The 17442-nt window shown below is 67.4% G+C and carries 15 protein-coding genes and 2 pseudogenes; 6 read left to right on the plus strand and 11 right to left on the minus strand.

The genetic code is table 11. The annotated features are described in order from the left end of the window. Positions 1–11: 11 nt before the first annotated feature. Positions 12–785: a putative hydro-lyase gene (locus CUJ89_RS29650; protein WP_114180834.1), complete on the minus strand. Its 774-nt coding sequence runs from the start codon at positions 783–785 to the stop codon at positions 12–14. Positions 786–990: 205 nt separating this feature from the next. On the opposite strand from CUJ89_RS29650, the gene CUJ89_RS29655 reads away from it, so the two are divergent. After that, the gene (locus CUJ89_RS29655; protein WP_114180835.1) at positions 991–1923 is read left to right on the plus strand and encodes a LysR family transcriptional regulator; all 933 of its coding nucleotides are present in this window, start codon (positions 991–993) and stop codon (positions 1921–1923) included. Positions 1924–2141: 218 nt separating this feature from the next. On the opposite strand, the gene CUJ89_RS29660 is transcribed toward CUJ89_RS29655, so the two are convergent. From CUJ89_RS29660 to CUJ89_RS29710, 10 genes and pseudogenes are all read right to left on the minus strand, one after another. Beyond that, a complete protein-coding gene (locus tag CUJ89_RS29660) occupies positions 2142–3842 on the minus strand; it encodes a hypothetical protein (RefSeq protein ID WP_114180836.1) in 1701 nt (566 codons plus the stop codon). Between the two features lie 196 nt (positions 3843–4038). Continuing rightward, positions 4039–4365, minus strand: coding sequence for an antibiotic biosynthesis monooxygenase family protein (locus CUJ89_RS29665; RefSeq protein ID WP_114180837.1), 327 nt, complete (start codon positions 4363–4365; stop codon positions 4039–4041). A 219-nt stretch (positions 4366–4584) separates the two neighbouring features. Beyond that, positions 4585–4803 (minus strand): annotated as a pseudogene (locus tag CUJ89_RS38690) (flagellin N-methylase); the annotation flags it as partial. After that, a complete protein-coding gene (locus tag CUJ89_RS29675) occupies positions 4710–5519 on the minus strand; it encodes a MetQ/NlpA family lipoprotein (RefSeq protein WP_114180838.1) in 810 nt (269 codons plus the stop codon). The gene CUJ89_RS29675 and the pseudogene CUJ89_RS38690, both read right to left, overlap by 94 nt. Continuing rightward, positions 5516–6565, minus strand: a complete 1050-nt coding sequence (locus tag CUJ89_RS29680; protein ID WP_114180839.1) for a formylglycine-generating enzyme family protein — start codon at positions 6563–6565, stop codon at positions 5516–5518. The genes CUJ89_RS29675 and CUJ89_RS29680 overlap by 4 nt, the downstream gene beginning before the upstream one ends. Before the next feature lie 90 nt (positions 6566–6655). Beyond that, positions 6656–8626, minus strand: coding sequence for an arylsulfatase (locus CUJ89_RS29685; protein WP_114180840.1), 1971 nt, complete (start codon positions 8624–8626; stop codon positions 6656–6658). 123 nt (positions 8627–8749) lie between these two features. After that, positions 8750–9469: an SDR family oxidoreductase gene (locus CUJ89_RS29690; protein ID WP_114180841.1), complete on the minus strand. Its 720-nt coding sequence runs from the start codon at positions 9467–9469 to the stop codon at positions 8750–8752. Positions 9470–9749: 280 nt separating this feature from the next. Next, positions 9750–10934, minus strand: a complete 1185-nt coding sequence (locus tag CUJ89_RS29700) for a porin (protein WP_114180843.1) — start codon at positions 10932–10934, stop codon at positions 9750–9752. A 154-nt stretch (positions 10935–11088) separates the two neighbouring features. Continuing rightward, positions 11089–11871 (minus strand): ABC transporter substrate-binding protein, encoded by a 783-nt coding sequence (locus tag CUJ89_RS29705; protein ID WP_114180844.1) that lies wholly within the window; start codon positions 11869–11871, stop codon positions 11089–11091. 76 nt (positions 11872–11947) lie between these two features. Next, on the minus strand, positions 11948–13102 hold the full coding sequence (locus CUJ89_RS29710) for a M20 aminoacylase family protein (protein WP_415859048.1): 1155 nt from the start codon (positions 13100–13102) through the stop codon (positions 11948–11950). A gap of 163 nt (positions 13103–13265) precedes the next feature. Between CUJ89_RS29710 and CUJ89_RS29715 the strand changes: the two genes are divergently transcribed. The 5 genes and pseudogenes from CUJ89_RS29715 (at position 13266) to CUJ89_RS29735 (ending at position 17438) form a co-directional block, all read left to right on the plus strand. Then, positions 13266–14216: a LysR substrate-binding domain-containing protein gene (locus CUJ89_RS29715; RefSeq protein WP_114180846.1), complete on the plus strand. Its 951-nt coding sequence runs from the start codon at positions 13266–13268 to the stop codon at positions 14214–14216. 195 nt (positions 14217–14411) lie between these two features. Next, a complete protein-coding gene (locus tag CUJ89_RS29720) occupies positions 14412–14702 on the plus strand; it encodes a co-chaperone GroES (RefSeq protein WP_114180847.1) in 291 nt (96 codons plus the stop codon). 17 nt (positions 14703–14719) lie between these two features. After that, positions 14720–16360 (plus strand): chaperonin GroEL, encoded by a 1641-nt coding sequence (gene groL, locus CUJ89_RS29725; RefSeq protein WP_114180848.1) that lies wholly within the window; start codon positions 14720–14722, stop codon positions 16358–16360. A 114-nt stretch (positions 16361–16474) separates the two neighbouring features. Further along, positions 16475–16792: pseudogene (locus tag CUJ89_RS29730) on the plus strand (LysE family translocator); the annotation flags it as partial. Continuing rightward, positions 16782–17438, plus strand: a complete 657-nt coding sequence (locus CUJ89_RS29735; RefSeq protein WP_236654989.1) for an acetylglutamate kinase — start codon at positions 16782–16784, stop codon at positions 17436–17438. The pseudogene CUJ89_RS29730 and the gene CUJ89_RS29735, both read left to right, overlap by 11 nt. The last annotated feature ends 4 nt before the right edge of the window (positions 17439–17442 follow it).

Raw genomic sequence — 17442 nt, forward strand, 5'->3', positions numbered from 1 at the left:
GTCATCCCGGGTCAGAACACGGCCAGCGACGCGTTCGTGATGTCGGTCATCAGCATGTGGCCGGGCGTATGCGCGATCGCAATCGGCAGCTTCGCGTCCATCAGCGCGGTTTGCGGCGTCACGCCGCAGGCCCAGAACACCGGCAGCTCGCCGTCGCGGATCGTTACCGCGTCGCCGAATTCGGGCGCGTTCAAATCCGCGATGCCCAGTTCCTGCGGGTGGCCGATATGGATCGGCGCGCCGTGCACGCCCGGAAACCGGCTCGTGATCTGGACCGCGCGGATCGCGTCGGCGCCGCGCATCGGCCGCATCGACACGACGAGCTGGCCGCCGAAGATCCCCGCGCGGCGGTTCGCGATCGACGTGCGGTACATCGGCACGTTGCGCCCCTCCTCGACGTGACGCAAGCCGATCCCTTCGCGCGCCAGCATGTCCTCGAACGAGAACGAGCAGCCGATCGCGAACACGACGAGATCGTCGCGCCACAGCGCTTCCAGCGACTCGACGCACTCGGTCAGGCGGCCATCGCGGTAAACGTTGTAGCTCGGCACGTCGGTGCGGATGTCGAGATCCTCGCCGAGCGCGTCGAGCCGGAACGCACCCGGTTCGCCGACGCCGAGCAGCGGGCACGCTTTCGGGTTCGCCTGGCAGAAGCGCAGGAAATCGTGCGCGTACGCGTCGGGCAGGATTGCGAGGTTCGCTTGCGCGAACGGGCCGCAATGGCCTGCGGTCGGGCCGCGGAACGCGCCGTGGCGCACGGACTGGCGGAATTCGGAAGGCGTCATGGTATTCAGTCGCAGATCGGGAGGTCGTCGGGATGACGGTGTTGCGTCATCGGATACGGCGAAGAATAGAAAAGAAAAAATTTTGTCGCCAACGAGTTTTTTTGCGCTTCGTGTATAGAATTTCTTAACGGATCTCGGGGTTTTCCCCGGTCCCGTTCACTTTTCCTCACCGGCAAGCTGCGCTTCCACCGTCCGACCGACCGCCATGAACACGCGTTTTCTCGAAACCTTCGTCACGCTCGCGAAGCTGCGCAACTTCCGCACGACGGCCGCCGCGCTGCATGCGACGCCGGCCGCGATCTCGCAGCGCCTGAAGGCGCTCGAGGACGAGCTGCAAACCGTGCTCGTCGACCGCGACAGCCGCGAATTCCGGCTCACGCCCAACGGCGAGTACCTGCTCGGTTATGCGAAAGCGGTGGTCGAGGCGACGCAGGAGCTGCAGGCCGCCGCGTCCGGCGAGAGCGCGCTGCGCGGCAAGCTGCGGCTGGGCGTGATCGAGACCGTCGTGCATAGCTGGTTGCCGCACTACCTGCGCCGCCTCGCGGCCGACTATCCGCAGCTCGAAATCGACCTGACCGTCGACGTCAGCGTGGTGCTGCAGCGCCGGCTGATGGCCGGCGAGCTCGACCTGATCATCCGCGTCGAAGGCAGCGACGAGGCGTCTGTCGTCTGCGACGCGCTCGCGAACTATCCGGTGCGCTGGATCGCGCGGGCCGGGCTGCTGCCGAACACGCGCACGGGTCTCGCGCGGCAGGTGCTGCGCCAGCCGATCCTGACCTACGGGCGCGGCACCGCGCCCCACCGCGCGCTCGAGGATATCGTCCGCACGCTCGCCCACGCGCACGGCGTGCCGCTGTCGGAAACACGCATCACCGGGTCGCCGTCGATCTCGGTGATCGTGCAGCTCGTGCGCGACGGCTTCGGCGTCGCCGCGATTCCAGTGCTGTTCGTCGATGCGCTGATCGAGAGCGGCGAAGTCGTCGAACTGCCGCTGCAGCCGTCGCCGCCGTCGATCGTCGTGTCGATGTCGCGGCGCGCGGACGCGCCGAGGTTCGTGCACGGCGCGTCGATCGCCGCGCGGGCCGCGTGTCACGAGTACTGCGAGAAGAGCAAGCGGCTGCTGGTCGAGGCGCTTTGAAGGGGTGATGTGTGCGTGAGGTGTTTGCGGCGGGGACGCGCAGACGTCGATCCAGAACGCGATGTTCCCGATCTGGGAGCGCGTGGCGCAAGCGGAGTCGAAAGACGGCGGAGCGCAACGCGCCGACTGAACGCGTGCCACGATAAGCCTGGGAGGCGCGACCGCCAAAACGCGCGGCCGCGCCTCCCGTGCCCGGCATCAGCCGGGCATCGCCTGCATCAGTGCGACCGGCCCGTTTCGGTGCCCGGTGCGAACGAGATGCCGCGCAGCACTTCCGCAAACTTCGCCGTCCGCAGCACGGCGAATTGCTCGTGCGCAGCCGTCGCCGCGCTCGTGTTCCGGAGCACGTCGCGCACCGCAACCAGCCGGTTCGGGTCGGCGCCGACATCGCCGTTGCCGCTGACCGTCGACGTGATCGCCCAGATCGTCACCGTGCCGTCAGGTTCGACGCGGCCCGTCAGGTTGCGCAGGCCGGCCGTCGCCGGCGCCCACGGCAGCCCCGTCGCGGCATTGTTGCCCACCGGATAGCCGGCGACCGAATACGGCTGGCCGAGGTTCAGCCCGTTCTGCAGCGTGTACGCAAGCTTCCACTGCTTCGCGCTCGCGTCGTACACCCACTTCTGCAGGCCGGCGCCCGTCTGTGCGGCCGCGTGCGTGTACAGGTCCTGGCCGCCCGTGTAACCGTCGCCTTCGTCCGCAACATACAGCGTGTTCGCGTCGGCGAACCACATTCCGAACGGGTAGGACAGCGTCGTCGCGGTCTTGTTCGGCGTGGACGGGAAGCCGGCCAGCACGCACATGTTGCTCGGCAGGCCCGTCGTCTGCAGCGTGGCCGCGTTGTACGCGAGCGGCGCCGTCGGCAGCGCGGCCTTCGGCGACGGCACGCCGACGCCCGACGGGCACGCCGCGCCGGTCGTATCGACGAAGTACACGGTATTCACGCCGTTGCTGCCGCTGCCCTTCGTGTAGTACACGACGTTGTCGTGCACCGCGATGCCGCGGAAGTTGTCGTCCTTGCCGATCTTGTCGGCCTTCGCGCCGAGTTCGGTGACCGAGAAGCTCGCGAGCGGCGTCGGCGTGCCCGGATCCTGCTGCGCTTCATGGTGCTTCGCCGCATCGATGAATTGCGCGCCCGCGCCGAGGATCACGCCGTCGGGCTGCGGATTCGCGCCGTTGCCGGCATTGCCCGACGTGTAGTAGATCTCCCGGCCGTCGCGGTTGTTCAGGATCGCGGCGCGACCGTTGTTGCCGCTGTACGCATTCGTCTCGGTGAAACGGAAATGCCCGTGACGGTCGACGCGCGCGATCGCGCGATAGAAGTTCTGCCCGTCCGGGTTCGTCGTATCGACCGCGGCCGGCGTGTTCGAGTTCGACACGTCGATCATGTTGACCGGCGCGACGTAACCCATGAACGTCAGGTAGTTGCCGTCGGCGGACAGGTGCAGACCGAGTTCGGACTTCGAGCTGAAGCTCGTCACGAGCTGGTCGTGCGCGACGCCCTTCTGCAGGCTGTTCGGCACTTCGAGCGTGCTGACGACGCCGCCCGCCGGCGTGATCTGGTCGAGGAAGATGCGCGACGTGATGCCGAAGCTGCCGTCGTAGCGATCGTTGTTCCACACGTACGGATAGGTGCCGTCGTTCGTCGCGCCGGAAGCCGCACCGCAACCGCCGGTGGTTTTCGCGCAGTTCGGCGGCAGGATCGCGCCGGGCTGGACGTTGCTCGACACGTTGTCGTAGACGCTGCGGCTGAGCACCAGGAAGCCCGGCACGAAACCCGGCGCAAAACGGCTTTCATCGCCGTTGTCATGCGAGGCGGCCTGCGCGCCAATGCTCGCGGCAATCAGCGTCAGTGCGACGACAGGAACGGTACGATCGCGCAGCGCGCGGCGGCGCTTCGCGGACAAGGCGAAATTCGGCATGGACAAGGCTCCGTACGACATCGAATGGGGATGTTTTTGTGGACAAACTGACGACGTGAAGCCCCGCCACCTTAGCCATGCTTGATGAAGAATTGATTGCACGCGATGCCGCCAAAACCCGCACACGAATGCGGGCCGCCGGGCGCGGCCTCCTGTTATTTATTCGTAATTCGAACGAAATGAATCAGACAGCAAGTCACGCGGACTGTCCCGCATGCGGCTGCGCCAGCTTGCCGTCGCCGTACTCGCGGAGCACCTTCGAGATCACGACGCGATAGCCGTCCAGCCAGCGCGCCTGCTTCGCCTTCGCTTCGAGATGCGCGGGATGCTGCATCAATTGCTGCAGCGCCGCCTCGGATTCCCAGTAGTAGACGTTCTGGATCAGCCCCGCTTCGGCGTTCTCCCACGTTTCCTCGCCGAGATAGCCGGGCGTCGCGCGCGCCATGTCGGCGATCTGCCGGTCGAGCCGGTGGAATTCGTCGTCGTACTGTCCGGCACGGAAACTGAAGGTCGACGCGTACATGCACGCTCCATCGAAGGCGGTTGAAAGGCGCCAAGTGTAAGGCACGCGCGACGTGCCGCGATCGTCACGCGGCGAGCGTATCGGCGTCGGGCCCGCCGTCGGCGCGTCGGCGCGCGAGCGCCGCTTCGATGCTCGCGCCGATCAACGCACCTGATCGTCGATGAAGTCGATGCACGGCACGCGCGAATGCGCGGAAACCGGCGCTACGGCGAGCAGGACGGGCACACGGCGGATCGTCAGCGCGCCGACGAAGCGGCGCCGATGCTGGAACAGTTCACGCAACGACAGCGTCGGCGCGCTGTTGCAGCAGCGTCCACATACGTTGCACGCAAGCAGGTACGTGTCTACCACGGCCGCCGCACCGAATCCTGATAGCGCGTGAGGATGAAGCGCGCGACGTCGTCCGAGTGATACGCGGCGACGAGTTGCGTCACCCACGGTTTCGCACGATCGGCGTTGCGCACCGTCAACACGTTCGCATACGGCGAGCGAGCGTCCTCGATGCCGATGCTGTCGCGCGCGGGCTGCAGCCCGGCGCGGGTGGCATCGTCGCTGTCGATCGCGACGAACGCAGCCGTGTCGAGCGCGGCGTAGAGCCGGTCGTGGCGCAATGCGACGAGCTTCAGCCCGAGCCGGTTGCCGGTCACGTCGCGCAGCGTCGCATGCAGGCCGGCCTGCTCGCGCAGCGTCACCAGCGTGTCGTTCTGCAGCAGCACGAGCGCGCGCGCCATCCCGCGCGGATCGGCGGGAATCGCGACCGTCGCGCCGGGCTGCAATTCGTTCAGGTTTTTCAGCTTGCGCGAATAGAGCGCCATCGGCAGCGTGACGGTCGGCGCGACTGCCGCCAGTGCGTAGCGTTTCCGCGCACGTGTTGCGGCAAGCTGTTGCGCATCCTCGAAGCTGGCCGCGTCGATCCGGCCGTCCGCGAGTGCCGCGTCGATGCGCGACGCATCGTCGAATTCGACGACATCGACACCGAATCCTCGCGATGCGGCGACCCGCTTCACTTCGTCCATGATCTGCGCATGCACGCCGCGCGTCACGCCGACGCGCACGGCCGGTGCAGCGGATTCGGCGGCAAGGATCGAACGCGGATCGACGATGCCGCACGCAACGATCAGCCACGCGGCAACACCATGGGCGACGCGCTTCACGATGCATCCCTCAGGATCGTGCGAAAACCGATATGCGACGCACCGAGATCGGCTTCCTGCTGTTCGCGCGACGACGCGCGATAGCGCACGCAATAGTCGCGCGAGCACAAGAACGAGCCGCCCTTGATGACCATCGGCGTATCGTGCCGGCGCGTCGGCGGTGCGACGGCCGCCGTGTCGCCATTCGTGTGCGACTGGTGCGGGCCCGTGTACGCGTCCTTCGTCCATTCCCATGCGTTGCCGATCATGTCGTAGAGCCGGAACCCGTTCGCCGCATAGCAGCCGACGGGCGCGAGCCCCGCATGGCCGTCCTCGGCCGTGTCGAGCACCGGGAACGCGCCCTGCCAGTAGTTCGCGGCCGGCTTGCCCTGCGCGTCGCGCGGCGCCGCGTCGAGCGATGCGTCGTCGCGGCCGGCCTTGCCCGCGTATTCCCATTCGGCCTCGGTCGGCAAGTCACGGCCGAGCCAGCGCGCATACGCGAGCGCGTCGCGCTGCGTGACGAGCGTGACAGGCAGGTTGCCGAGCCCGTCGACGCCGCTGCGGGGCCCGCGCGGATGGCGCCACGACGCACCCTTCACCCATGACCACCAGGCGAGGTCGCGCGCATTCATCTCGTCGCGCGTCGGCACATGAAACACCGCCGCGCCGCCCTGCTGCTCGGCCTCGGTCACGTAGCCGGTCGCCTGCACGAACGCGGCGAACTGCGCGATCGTCACGTCGGTCTGGTCGATCCAGAAACCGCCGACGCGCGCGCGGCCGTCGCCGACCGGGCGCTCGTCCGCATAACCGCGCGTGCTGCCGAACACGAACGCGCCGCCGCGCAGGTGCACCATCCCGGCCTTCGGGTCGTCGCGCCAGTTCGCCGGCAGCCCCGCATAGCGTTCGCACTGCCGCTCCGAGCCGAGCGGCGTCAGCGCGCGGCCGCGATTCGCGTCGTCGAAAGCGCCGCCCGCCGGCGCTACCGGATTCGCATAACCGGCCGCGAACGCGGCGGCGAACAGCGTGGCGGCGAGCGCCGCGCCGATCGTCCAGAACCGGAACCGCATCGTGTCGTCCTCTCAAGAAAACGCCGGGCCGCCCCAAGTTTTCTTGCCCCCCTCGGGGGCCCTGGAGCGAAGCGACAGGTTTGGGGGCACTCAGTAATAACCGCGCGGACGCAGCGGCTCGACGCCGCCGACGTTGCTCATGTAGGTCTTCCACTGCGCAACGAGCGTCTCGATCACTGACGGGTTCTGCGCCGACACGTCGGCCGTCTCGCCGCGATCCGACGCGAGGTCGTAAAGCTGCCAGTGACCGTCGAGCGGCCCGAGCGGCGGTTCGGTCCACAGCGCCTTCCAGCGGCCGTCGGCGCTGCGCAGGTACGCGCGGCCGTAGGCTTCGTCGCCGAACGGCGTCGTATGCACCTCGCCCGTCGCCGAGCCCGTGAGCACCGGCAGCAGCGACTGGCCCGTGACCGGATACACGTAGCGGTTGTTGTAGATCACCTTGCCCTTGTTCTGGTCGACGCCCGTCAGCGTATTGACGAGCGGCGGCGCCGGCTGCGACGGCGGCGTGACGCCCGCGACCGCGAGGAAGGTCGCCGTGTTGTCGGTCACGTGCGTGAACGCGCGCAGCGTCGGCAATTGCTGCGACTGGCCCGGCAGGCGCACGATCGTCGGCGTCGATACGCCGCCTTCGGCCGAATAACCCTTCGTGAGCCGGAACGGCGATGCGCTCACTTCGGCCCAGCGCAACCCGTACTGCAGGCGCTGCGCGTTCTGCTTGCCGTTGTCGGTGCCGAGCGCCGAATAGGCCGGCTCCTGCGCGTTCGCGGTGTCGGTCGCCGTCGGGTCCGCACCGGAATCGATCGGCCAGCCTTCCGCGCCGTTGTCCGACTGGAACATGATGAACGTGTTGTCGTATTCGCCGATGTCCTTCAGGTGCTGGATCAGCAGGCCGATGTTGTAGTCGAGGTTCTCGACCATCCCCGCATAGATCTCCATGTAGCGCGCCTGCGCCTTGCGCTCGGCCGGCGACAGGCTCGACCACAGCTTGTCGACCTTGCCGGGGCCGTAGTCGCTGTAGCCGTCCGCGGCCGAATGCACCGCGCTGATGTATTTCGCGCCCGCGATGCCGTTGTTCGCCGTCGCGGGCGACGCCGCCGTCGTTTCGGGCAGGCCGTCGAACGGCTTGAAATCGGCGGGAATCAGGCCGAGCGCCTTCTGCCGCGCGATCCGCGCGTTGCGGATCGCGTCGTAGCCGGCGTCGTAGACGCCCGCGTACTTGTGCAGCCACGGATCGGGCACCTGCAGCGGCCAGTGCGGCGACGTGTACGCCGCGTACGCGAAGAACGGCTTGCCGTCGCGCTGGTTCGAATCGATGTACGAGATCAGCTTCTGCGTATAGAAATCGGTCGAATAGAACACGGCCGGGCTGCCGCCCGTGCCGCCCGGTTGCCCGGGCTGGCCCGGCTGCACATAGCTACCGTCTTCGGTGTAGTTCGACGAGCCGGCCGGCTCGTGCGCGAAATGGTTCGTCGCCGCGCCGCCGAGCAGCACGTAGCTGCGCTCGAAGCCCCACTGGTCGGGTGTCTGCCCGCTGCCGGTCGCGCTGCCGACGATCCCCGAGCCGATGTGCCACTTGCCCGCGATGTACGTGTGGTAGCCGGCGTCCTTCAGCAATTGCGCGAACGACAGCGCGCGATCGTTCAGGTAGCCCTCGTAGCCGGGCAGCCCGCGCCGCTCGTCGGTCGGCACGCCCATCGTGCCTTCGCCGACGAGATGGTGATCGGTGCCGGACACCAGCATCGCGCGCGTGATCGCGCAGACGGTGCCCGTGTGATGGTTCGACAGGATGCGGCCCGACGCGACGAGCGCGTCGAGGTTCGGCGTGTTGATCTCGCCGCCGAATGCATGGATGTCGGAATAGCCGAGATCGTCGGCCATGATGTACAGGATGTTCGGGCGTTTCGCGGCCGGCGTCGGATCGACTTGCGGCGGCGTCGCGGCGGACTGCGACGGCGCATCGCTGTCGACGCCGCCGCACGACGCGAGCGACAGCGCGCCGGCGATCGCGGCGCAGACGACACGGAAACGGAAAGCATGCAACGGCGACGCGGACTTTTTCATTGTTGTGGAACGCTCGATCTACGGGATCGGCGATCTTAGCGTCGCCCGCGCGGCGCCCAAAGTCGGATTCGTCACATGCTAACGGGGCGGGGGAATATGCAATGCGGCCCGCGCCGCCGTGCGTCAGCTCCGCCCGCCGAGGCTGCCGCCGCCGTCCACCGACAGCACCTGCCCCGTGACGAAACCGGCTTCGTCGGACAGGAAGAACGCGATCGCGGCGGCCACGTCGTCGGGCGTGCCGAGCCGGCGCGCGGGAATCGTCGCGAGGATCTTGCGTTCGGCTTCGCTGCCGACCGGCCGCGTCTGCCGGAACAGTTCCGTCTCGATCGGGCCCGGCGCGACCGCGTTGACGGTCACGCCATGTTCGGCGAGTTCGAGCGCCCACGTGCGCGTGCAGCCGACCAGCGCGCTCTTCGCGGCCGAGTAGGCGGTGCGGTCGAGACTGCCGAAGATCGCCCGGCTGCAGATATTGACGATGCGCCCGTGACCGCGCGCCTTCATCGCGTCGGCGAAATGCTGCGTGACCTGGATCGCAGCCCGCACGTTCAGATCGAACACGGCCTGCAGCGAGCGGAAGTCGATCTGCCCGAGCGGCTGCGGCAACGCGATGCCGGCGTTGTTCACAATGCCGTCGATATCGCCCGACGCACCGATGCGCGCGAGCGTCGCCGCCGTCTGTTCGATATCGGCGAGATCGCATGCGAGCAATTCCCCGGGAAAATCGATGCCTTGCGCATGCCGCGCGAGGCCGATGACGCGATGGCCGCGCCGGGCGAGCGTTGCGCTGACCGCGAGGCCGATGCCGCGCGACGCGCCGGTAACGAGATAGGTGCGAGATGACATGATTCGTGCCTTTGGCGAAAGAATCGAAGACGGCGCGATGCGCGCGCTGCCGCACGGCGCATGTACGTTCCGCACGATTGTGCGTCAGGCAGAAAAAACGCGTACGGTCGCCGTCATCCGCTTCGCTCAACCGGCGCGCCCCGCTGCCATCGGCGTCGCGCGTCGCGACGCGATCCGCCATGCGAGCACGAGCAGCGCATACGCGACGGGCAGCACCGGCGTATAAATCGTCACACAGGCGGTGGCGCGATCGCGCCACCGCCTTTCCTCCCGCACGCCGTCAGAACTTGTGACGAATCCCCGCATGCACCATCAGTTGCTTCGACGTCGACGACAGGTCGGCCGCGCCGGGGATAACCGCCTGATCGAGCGATGAACCCGTCGCGTCGCCGGCAACCCGCTGGTACGCGCCCATCAGGTACACGTCCGTCCGCTTCGACAGGTTGTAGTCGGCCATCAGCCCGATCGAATGGATCTTCGGCTTCGCGCTGCCCGTCGTCGCGTCGTAGCGCACCGTCGTGTACACGTACTGCGCGCCGACGAAGAACGACGGCGTGAACTGGTACTTGCCGTTCACCTCGAAGTTCTGGTACTTGATCGCGCTCACCGTGCCGCCGGCGAGCGACCCCGTCACGGGCTGGATCGTCTCGTCGCCGAACAGGTAGCCGACGTTCGCGGTCGGTCGCGTGACGTTGCTGTTCGTGTACGCGAAGCCAACTGTCGCGGGCCCGGCCGTGTAGTTGACACCTGCGCCGAAGATCCGCAGCCGTGCCGACGCAAAGTTCGCATCGGCGCCGACCGAACCCGAACCCGCCACCGCGCCGCCGGACGTCGCGCCCGGGTTGTTCGCGTTCAGGAACGCCGCGCCGACCAGCAGCCCGCCCTGCTCGTACTGCGCACCGACGCTCCACACCCGGTTGTTCGCGAAGCCCGTGTCGTTGCTGAAGCTGTAGGTCCCGCCGAACGAGAAGCCCGAGAAATCCGGGCTCGCGTACTTGACCGTGTTGTTGACGCGGAACGTATTGCCCGTGTTGTCGTTGTCAAGCGGGTGCGAGAACGGATAGACGCCCCAACTGCCGTTCGCGGTCGTCGGCGCGAGGTAGTCGACCACCGAATCGTATTGCCGGCCGAGCGTCAGCGTGCCGTAGCGCGTGCTGCCAAGCCCGACGTAAGCCTGCCGCCCGAACATGCGGCCGCCCTGCGCGAGCGTGCCGCTGTTCACGTTGAAGCCGTTCTCGATCTGGAACAGCGCGCTGTAGCCGCCGCCGAGATCCTCGGTGCCTTTCAGCCCCCAGCGGCTGCCCTGCGCGAAACCGCTCGCCATCTGCCACGCGCTGTGGCCGCCGACGTTGTTCGTATAGTCGATGCCCGCATCGACCAGACCGTAAAGCGTGACGCTGCCCTGCGCGAACGCGGGCGCTGCGCACAGCGCCGGAATCGCGACGAAAAAAGTTCTCCAGTTCATTCGTTATCCTTATTCATGTTTCCGGTCCCGCACGTGATTGCCTGCCTGATTCGCCGGCCGTGCGGGCGGTTTTTCTTATGCATCCGGCGCGCGGCTAATCGCGCGCCGTCTCCTCATGCGCGACGCGCCCCGAAAGCGCGCCGCACCTCGCCGTTCACTTCGCGCCGTAGATGTCGAAATCGAAATACTTCCGGTTGATCCGCTGATACGTGCCGTTCGCGAGAATCGCCGCGAGCGCGTGATTGAACGCATCGCGCAGGTCGGTGTCCTGCTTGCGCAGACCGAGCCCGTCGCCCTGCCCGAAGTACTTCGTGTCGTCGATCGCCGCACCGGCGAACGCAAAGTCCTTGCCCTGCGGCTTCTTCAGGAAACCGTCGCTGGCCGCGATCGATGCCTGGAACGCCGCGTCGAGCCGCCCTGTCACGAGATCGGCGTAGACCTGATCCTGGTTCTGGTAAGACACGATCTGCACGCCGGCCCGCTGCCAGTTCGCGACCGCATAGTCGGCCTGCGCGGAGCCCTGCTCGACGCCGACGCGCTTGCCCTTCAGCGATTCGGCCGTCGGCAGCAGCGGCGAACCCTTGCGCGCGATCAGCCGCGCGGGCGCGTTCGAGATCCTGTTCGTGAACGCGATCTGCTGCATCCGCTTCGGCGTGATCGTCATCGACGACGCGATCACGTCGAACTTGCGCGCGAGCAGCCCCGGAATCATTCCGTCGAAACTCGACTCGACCCACACGCAACGTGCCTTCAGCTCCTCGCACAGCGCATTCGTGATGTCGATCCCGAAACCCGTCAGCGTGCCGTCCGGCAGCTTGTACTCGAGCGGCGGGTAGGTCGGATCGACCGCGAGCCGGATCTCCTTGCCCGTCCAGTCGCCTGCATGTGCCGCTCCTGCCGCCAGCGCTATCGTGAGCGCCACCATCCACTGTTTCATTTCCCGTCTCCTTGTGTGAATCATGAATCGAATTCGTCCGGCGCATCGGGCGCCGGTTCACCGCGCGTGCGCCTCGTCACGCGAGATATCGCTCCGCCAGCGCGACCCAGTAGCTCGCGCCCGTCGCGAGGCACGCGTCGTTGAAGTCGTAGCCGGGGTGGTGCAGCCCGCATCCGGTCGCGCCGTCGCCGTTGCCGTCTCCGTTGCCGATCGACAGGTAGCTGCCCGGACACGCGTTCAGCATGAACGCAAAGTCCTCGCTCGCCGCGATCGGCCGCAGGTGCGGAATCAGCGCGCCGTCGCCGCCCCATTCGCGCGCGACGTCGCGTGCGAACGCCGTTTCCGCCGCGTGATTGACGAGCACCGGATAGTCGTGCCGGTAGTCGATCTCGGCCGTCGCGCCATAGCTCGCGGCCTGCCCCTGCACGATCTCGCGGATGCGCCGCTCGAGCAGCGCGCGCACGTCCGGCGACAGCGCGCGCACGCTCAATGCGAGTTCCGCGTGCGGCGGAATCACGTTCGACGCGGTGCCCGCGTGGATCGCTCCCGCCGTGACGATCGCCAGCTCCTGCGGATTTACGTTGCGCGACACGATCGTCTGCAGCGCCATCACGATCGATGCGCAGACCACCACCGGATCAACCGTCGTGTGCGGCGCCGCGCCATGCCCGCCGCGGCCTGACACGCGCACGCGCACCTCGTCGGCCGACGCCATCGCCGGGCCGTCGCAGAAGCCGAGCACGCCGGCCGGCAACCCCGGCACGTTGTGCATCGCGAACACCGCGTCGCACGGGAATCGCGTGAACAGCCCGTCGTCGAGCATGCGCTTCGCGCCGCCGAGCCCTTCCTCCGCCGGCTGGAAAATCAGGTTCAGCGTGCCCGTGAAATGCGCGCGCTCTGCGATGCAGCGCGCGGCCGCGAGCAGCATCGCCGTATGGCCGTCGTGGCCGCACGCGTGCATCACGCCATCATGCCGGCTTGCATGCGGCAGCCCGGTGGTCTCGCGGATCGGCAACGCGTCCATGTCCGCGCGCAGCCCGAGCCGCTTCCCGGCGCCGCGCGCCAGCGTGCCGACCACGCCGGTGCCGCCGAGGCCGCGCTCCACCCGATAACCCCATGTTGTCAGGCACTCGGCGACGAGATCGCTGGTCGCGCGCTCCTCGAAGCCGAGCTCCGGATGCGCGTGCAGCCGACGGCGCAGCGCGATCATCTCGGCCTCGATGGCTGCCATTTCGGGAAAAATCCGTGTTTGATCCAACCCCGATACTCCTTCGCTGCGTTCCGGTTGCCGATCGCCGGATGGCGGATCGTGACGGGATCGTATGCAGCGAAAATCCGGGCGAACAGCCGCGGTTTCGTTATGATGACAACCTTTCGTTGTCGGGTATTGCACCATGAAGCTGCATCAATTGCAGGCGCTCGTCGCCAGCGCGGAGGCCGGGAGCATCCGGGGCGCGGCGCGCACGCTCGGGCTGTCGCAGGCGGCGGTCACGCGCGCGTTGCGCGAGCTGGAGGCGAGCGAGCGCCTGCCGCTGCTCGTGCGTGCGCCCGAGGGCATCGGCTTTACCGAATACGGGAAAACGCTGCTCACGCATGCGAAGCTCGTGCTGAAGCAACTGGAGCACGCGCAGAGCGATCTCGAACGGATGCGCGGGCGCGTCGAGGGGCGGCTGAGCGTCGGCGTCACGCCGTGGCTCACCATGACGTTCCTCGCGGAAACGGTGTTGCGTTTTCGCGAGCGGATGCCCGACGTGCGTCTCGAACTCTACGAAGCGTTGATCGCCGTCGCGCAGCCGCTGCTGCGCGACGGCAGCATGGATTTCGCGCTCGGGCACGTGCAGCCGGGCAGCGCGCAGGAATTCGCGTTCGAGCCGATGCTGCGCTACGAAACCTCGGTGATGGTGCGCGCCGGCCATCCGCGCGAACGCGCGCGGTCGATCCACGACCTGCTCGACAACGATTGGGTGCTGAATTTCGCGGCGGACGGCCAGGCGGCACTCGTCGACTACCTGTTCACGCGCCACGGCGCGCAGATCGACGAGCGACGCATCGTGCGCGCGCAATCGGTCGCGATGCTGCAGACGATGCTCGAGCAGGCCGACATGTGCACGTGGTGCCCGACGATTCTCGCCGCCGTGCCGCCGTTCGGCGAGCGGATGCGTGCGCTGTCGCTGAAGGAGACCTTCGAGCCGCGCGAGCTCGGCATCGTCACGCGCCGCAGCAGCACGCAGAGCGATGCCGCGCGCTGCTTCATCGACTGCCTGCTGCAGGTCATCCGGCGGCACGCGCGCTCCGCGCGCAAGGAGGATCTCGCGCTGTTCAGGACGGTGTCGCTGCTGATCTGACGCGCCCGCCTCGCTCGTTGCTTCCGGCGGCGGCCTCCGTGCCGCGCCGCCGGGCTCGCTCCCAAAGCGCATCCGCGCAAATGCTTTTCCGAATCCGTTATTGGATCGCGTCGGCGCCCGTTCCTATACTCGTCAGCACGCTCTCATGCAGAGTGCCAACCCACTCGACAGAACAGAACAGGACAGGACCGAAAGATGAGCCTTCGCCCCTTGCACGACCGGGTCATCGTGAAACGACTCGACCAGGACACCACCACCGCCTCGGGCATCGTGATTCCCGACAGCGCCGCGGAAAAGCCCGACCAGGGCGAAGTGATCGCGGTCGGCCCCGGCCGCAAGGACGCGGACGGCCAGCGCATCGTGCTCGACCTGCAGGTCGGCGAGCGCGTGCTGTTCGGCAAATACGCGGGCCAGGCCGTCAAGGTGGACGGTGACGAATTCCTGGTACTGCGCGAGGAAGACATCGTCGCGGTCGTCAATCAATAACGCAAGGAAACCGGATCATGGCAGCCAAGGAAATCATCTTCAGCGACGTCGCCCGCGCGGAACTGACCGAGGGCGTGAACATCCTCGCGAACGCGGTGAAGGTCACGCTCGGGCCGAAAGGCCGCAACGTCGTGCTCGAACGCAGCTTCGGCGCGCCCGTCGTCACGAAGGACGGTGTGTCGGTCGCGAAGGAAATCGAACTCGCGGACAAGCTGCAGAACATCGGCGCGCAACTCGTGAAGGAAGTCGCGTCGCGCACCAGCGACGCGGCCGGCGACGGTACGACGACCGCCACCGTGCTCGCGCAGGCGATCGTGCGCGAAGGCCAGAAATACGTCGCGGCCGGGCTCAACCCGCTCGACCTGAAGCGCGGCATCGACAAGGCCGTCGCGCAGGCCGTCGACGCGCTGAAGAAGATCAGCAAGCCGACCACCACGAGCAAGGAAATCGCGCAGGTCGCGACGATCTCCGCGAACGGCGAGGAATCGATCGGCCAGCGCATCGCGGAAGCGATCGACCGCGTCGGCAAGGAAGGCGTGATCACGGTCGAGGACGGCAAGTCGCTCGCCGACGAGCTCGATGTCGTCGAGGGGCTGCAGTTCGACCGCGGCTACCTGTCGCCGTACTTCATCAACAATCCCGACAAACAGATCGCCGAGATCGAGAATCCGTACATCCTGCTGCACGACAAGAAGATCGCGAACATCCGCGACCTGCTGCCGGTGCTCGAGCAGGTCGCGAAATCGGGTCGCCCGCTGCTGATCATCGCCGAGGATGTCGAGGGCGAAGCGCTCGCGACGCTCGTCGTGAACAACATCCGCGGGATCCTGAAGACGGTCGCGGTCAAGGCGCCGGGCTTCGGCGATCGCCGCAAGGCGCTGCTCGAGGACATCGCGATCCTCACCGGCGGGCAAGTGATCGCCGAGGAAACCGGCCTGACGCTCGAGAAAGCGACGCTCGCCGAACTCGGCCAGGCGAAGCGCATCGAGGTCGGCAAGGAAAACACGACCGTGATCGACGGCGCGGGCGATGCGAAGAACATCGAGGCGCGCGTGAAGCAGATTCGCGTGCAGATCGAAGAGGCATCGTCCGATTACGACCGCGAGAAACTGCAGGAACGCGTCGCGAAGCTCGCGGGCGGTGTCGCGGTGATCAAGGTCGGCGGCGCAACCGAGATCGAGGTGAAGGAAAAGAAGGACCGCGTCGACGACGCGCTGCACGCGACGCGCGCGGCCGTCGAGGAAGGCATCGTGCCGGGCGGCGGCGTCGCGCTGATCCGCGTGCGGCAGGCGATCCGCGAACTGAAGGGCGTGAATGCCGACCAGGACGCGGGCATCAAGATCGTGCTGCGCGCGCTCGAGGAACCGCTGCGCCAGATCGTCGCGAACGCGGGCGAGGAAGCGAGCGTGGTGGTCGCGAAGGTCGCGGAAGGCTCGGGCAACTTCGGCTACAACGCGCAGACGGGCGAATACGGCGACCTCGTCGAATCGGGCGTACTCGACCCGACCAAGGTTACGCGCACGGCGCTGCAAAACGCGGCGTCGGTCGCGGGGCTGCTGCTGACGACCGATGCGACCGTGTTCGAAGCGCCCAAGGATGCGGCGCCGGCCGCGACGCCGGGCGGCCCGGGCGCGGGCGGGCCGGGGTTCGATTTCTGACGGCTGGTTTTACGTGCCGGTTCGCCGGCGTGCGCCCGGTCTCGCGGGAACGACACAACGCGCGGCGACGAAAGTCGTCACGCGTTTTTTGCTTGGGATCGACGGAACACCGCAGCGCGCAAGCCGTTGCCCATTTCCGCGCCGGCTGAGACGTCCGACTGGAACGCCGCGAAGAAAGGCTATGTCGTCAGCATGACGAACCCGAAATCCATCGCGTTCTACGGCAGCATCTTCGCGCTGATGGTGCCGGCCCATGCGCCGGCATGGCTCGATCTCGCGGTCGTCGCGCTGTCGATCGCGATATCGGCCGCGTGGTATTGCACGATGGCGCTGCTCGCGTCGCACCCGTCGGTGCGCAGGCTGCTGGTTCGGCGCAAGGCCGTGCTCGATACGACGGCCGGCCTGCTGCTGATGGGTGTCGGTGGCCGCATGCATCGCGATGGCCGAGGTCAACCACGAACTGGTACGCCTGGTCGGCAGTCACGGCGCCAAGGCGATCGGCATCGACGGTCACGACGGTGGCCTGCTGGTCGCCGGTGCCGAATCCGACCGGACGAACACGAGCCCGGTCGCGCGATTCGACTGCGCCGCGTTGAACGCATTGCTCGGGAACGGGTTGGTGCCCGTCGTGATGCCCGTCGCGCCGGATGACGCCGGTCAGGATCGCGCGCTGCGCCCGGAACGGCTCGGCAGCCTGTTCGCGCAACGTACGGGCGCGGTGACGCTGGTGATGATGGTCGAAAGCGCACCGCTGCGTGAACTCGGTGAACTCGCGGGGTTGTACGGCATCACGGAACTCGAGCAATGGCTCGCCGAGCATCCGGCAGCCGATGTCGCGCCCCGCGTGCGGGAAGCACTCGATGCGCTCGCGCACGGCGTGCAGAACGTCCATCTCGCCGATATCGGGCAACCCGAGTCGCTGATCGACGAACTGCTGACGGAGGAAGGGTCGGGCGTGGTGTTCTGTCGTCGCGGCAATACCGACCTGCTGTCGGAAACCCGCCGCTACTTCGCCGATTCGGCGTGCGTGCTGCGCGACGGCTTCAGCGTCGAGCAGAAGCCGGTCGTGCGCTTCTGACCGG

The sequence above is a fragment of the Burkholderia pyrrocinia genome (assembly GCF_003330765.1).
Classification (GTDB): Bacteria; Pseudomonadota; Gammaproteobacteria; order Burkholderiales; family Burkholderiaceae; genus Burkholderia; species Burkholderia pyrrocinia_B.

Excerpts from the sequence above, each read along its gene's own strand:
- CUJ89_RS29650 (WP_114180834.1), bottom strand. The coding sequence starts at position 785 with ATGACGCCTTCCGAATTCCGCCAGTCCGTGCGCCACGGCGCGTTCCGC.
- CUJ89_RS29685 (WP_114180840.1), bottom strand. The coding sequence starts at position 8,626 with ATGAAAAAGTCCGCGTCGCCGTTGCATGCTTTCCGTTTCCGTGTCGTC.
- CUJ89_RS29690 (WP_114180841.1), bottom strand. The coding sequence starts at position 9,469 with ATGTCATCTCGCACCTATCTCGTTACCGGCGCGTCGCGCGGCATCGGC.
- CUJ89_RS29715 (WP_114180846.1), top strand. The coding sequence starts at position 13,266 with ATGAAGCTGCATCAATTGCAGGCGCTCGTCGCCAGCGCGGAGGCCGGG.
- CUJ89_RS29680 (WP_114180839.1), bottom strand. The coding sequence starts at position 6,565 with ATGCGGTTCCGGTTCTGGACGATCGGCGCGGCGCTCGCCGCCACGCTG.
- CUJ89_RS29720 (WP_114180847.1), top strand. The coding sequence starts at position 14,412 with ATGAGCCTTCGCCCCTTGCACGACCGGGTCATCGTGAAACGACTCGAC.
- CUJ89_RS29710 (WP_415859048.1), bottom strand. The coding sequence starts at position 13,102 with ATGGCAGCCATCGAGGCCGAGATGATCGCGCTGCGCCGTCGGCTGCAC.
- CUJ89_RS29665 (WP_114180837.1), bottom strand. The coding sequence starts at position 4,365 with ATGTACGCGTCGACCTTCAGTTTCCGTGCCGGACAGTACGACGACGAA.
- CUJ89_RS29705 (WP_114180844.1), bottom strand. The coding sequence starts at position 11,871 with ATGAAACAGTGGATGGTGGCGCTCACGATAGCGCTGGCGGCAGGAGCG.
- CUJ89_RS29655 (WP_114180835.1), top strand. The coding sequence starts at position 991 with ATGAACACGCGTTTTCTCGAAACCTTCGTCACGCTCGCGAAGCTGCGC.
- CUJ89_RS29700 (WP_114180843.1), bottom strand. The coding sequence starts at position 10,934 with ATGAACTGGAGAACTTTTTTCGTCGCGATTCCGGCGCTGTGCGCAGCG.
- CUJ89_RS29660 (WP_114180836.1), bottom strand. The coding sequence starts at position 3,842 with ATGCCGAATTTCGCCTTGTCCGCGAAGCGCCGCCGCGCGCTGCGCGAT.
- groL (WP_114180848.1), top strand. The coding sequence starts at position 14,720 with ATGGCAGCCAAGGAAATCATCTTCAGCGACGTCGCCCGCGCGGAACTG.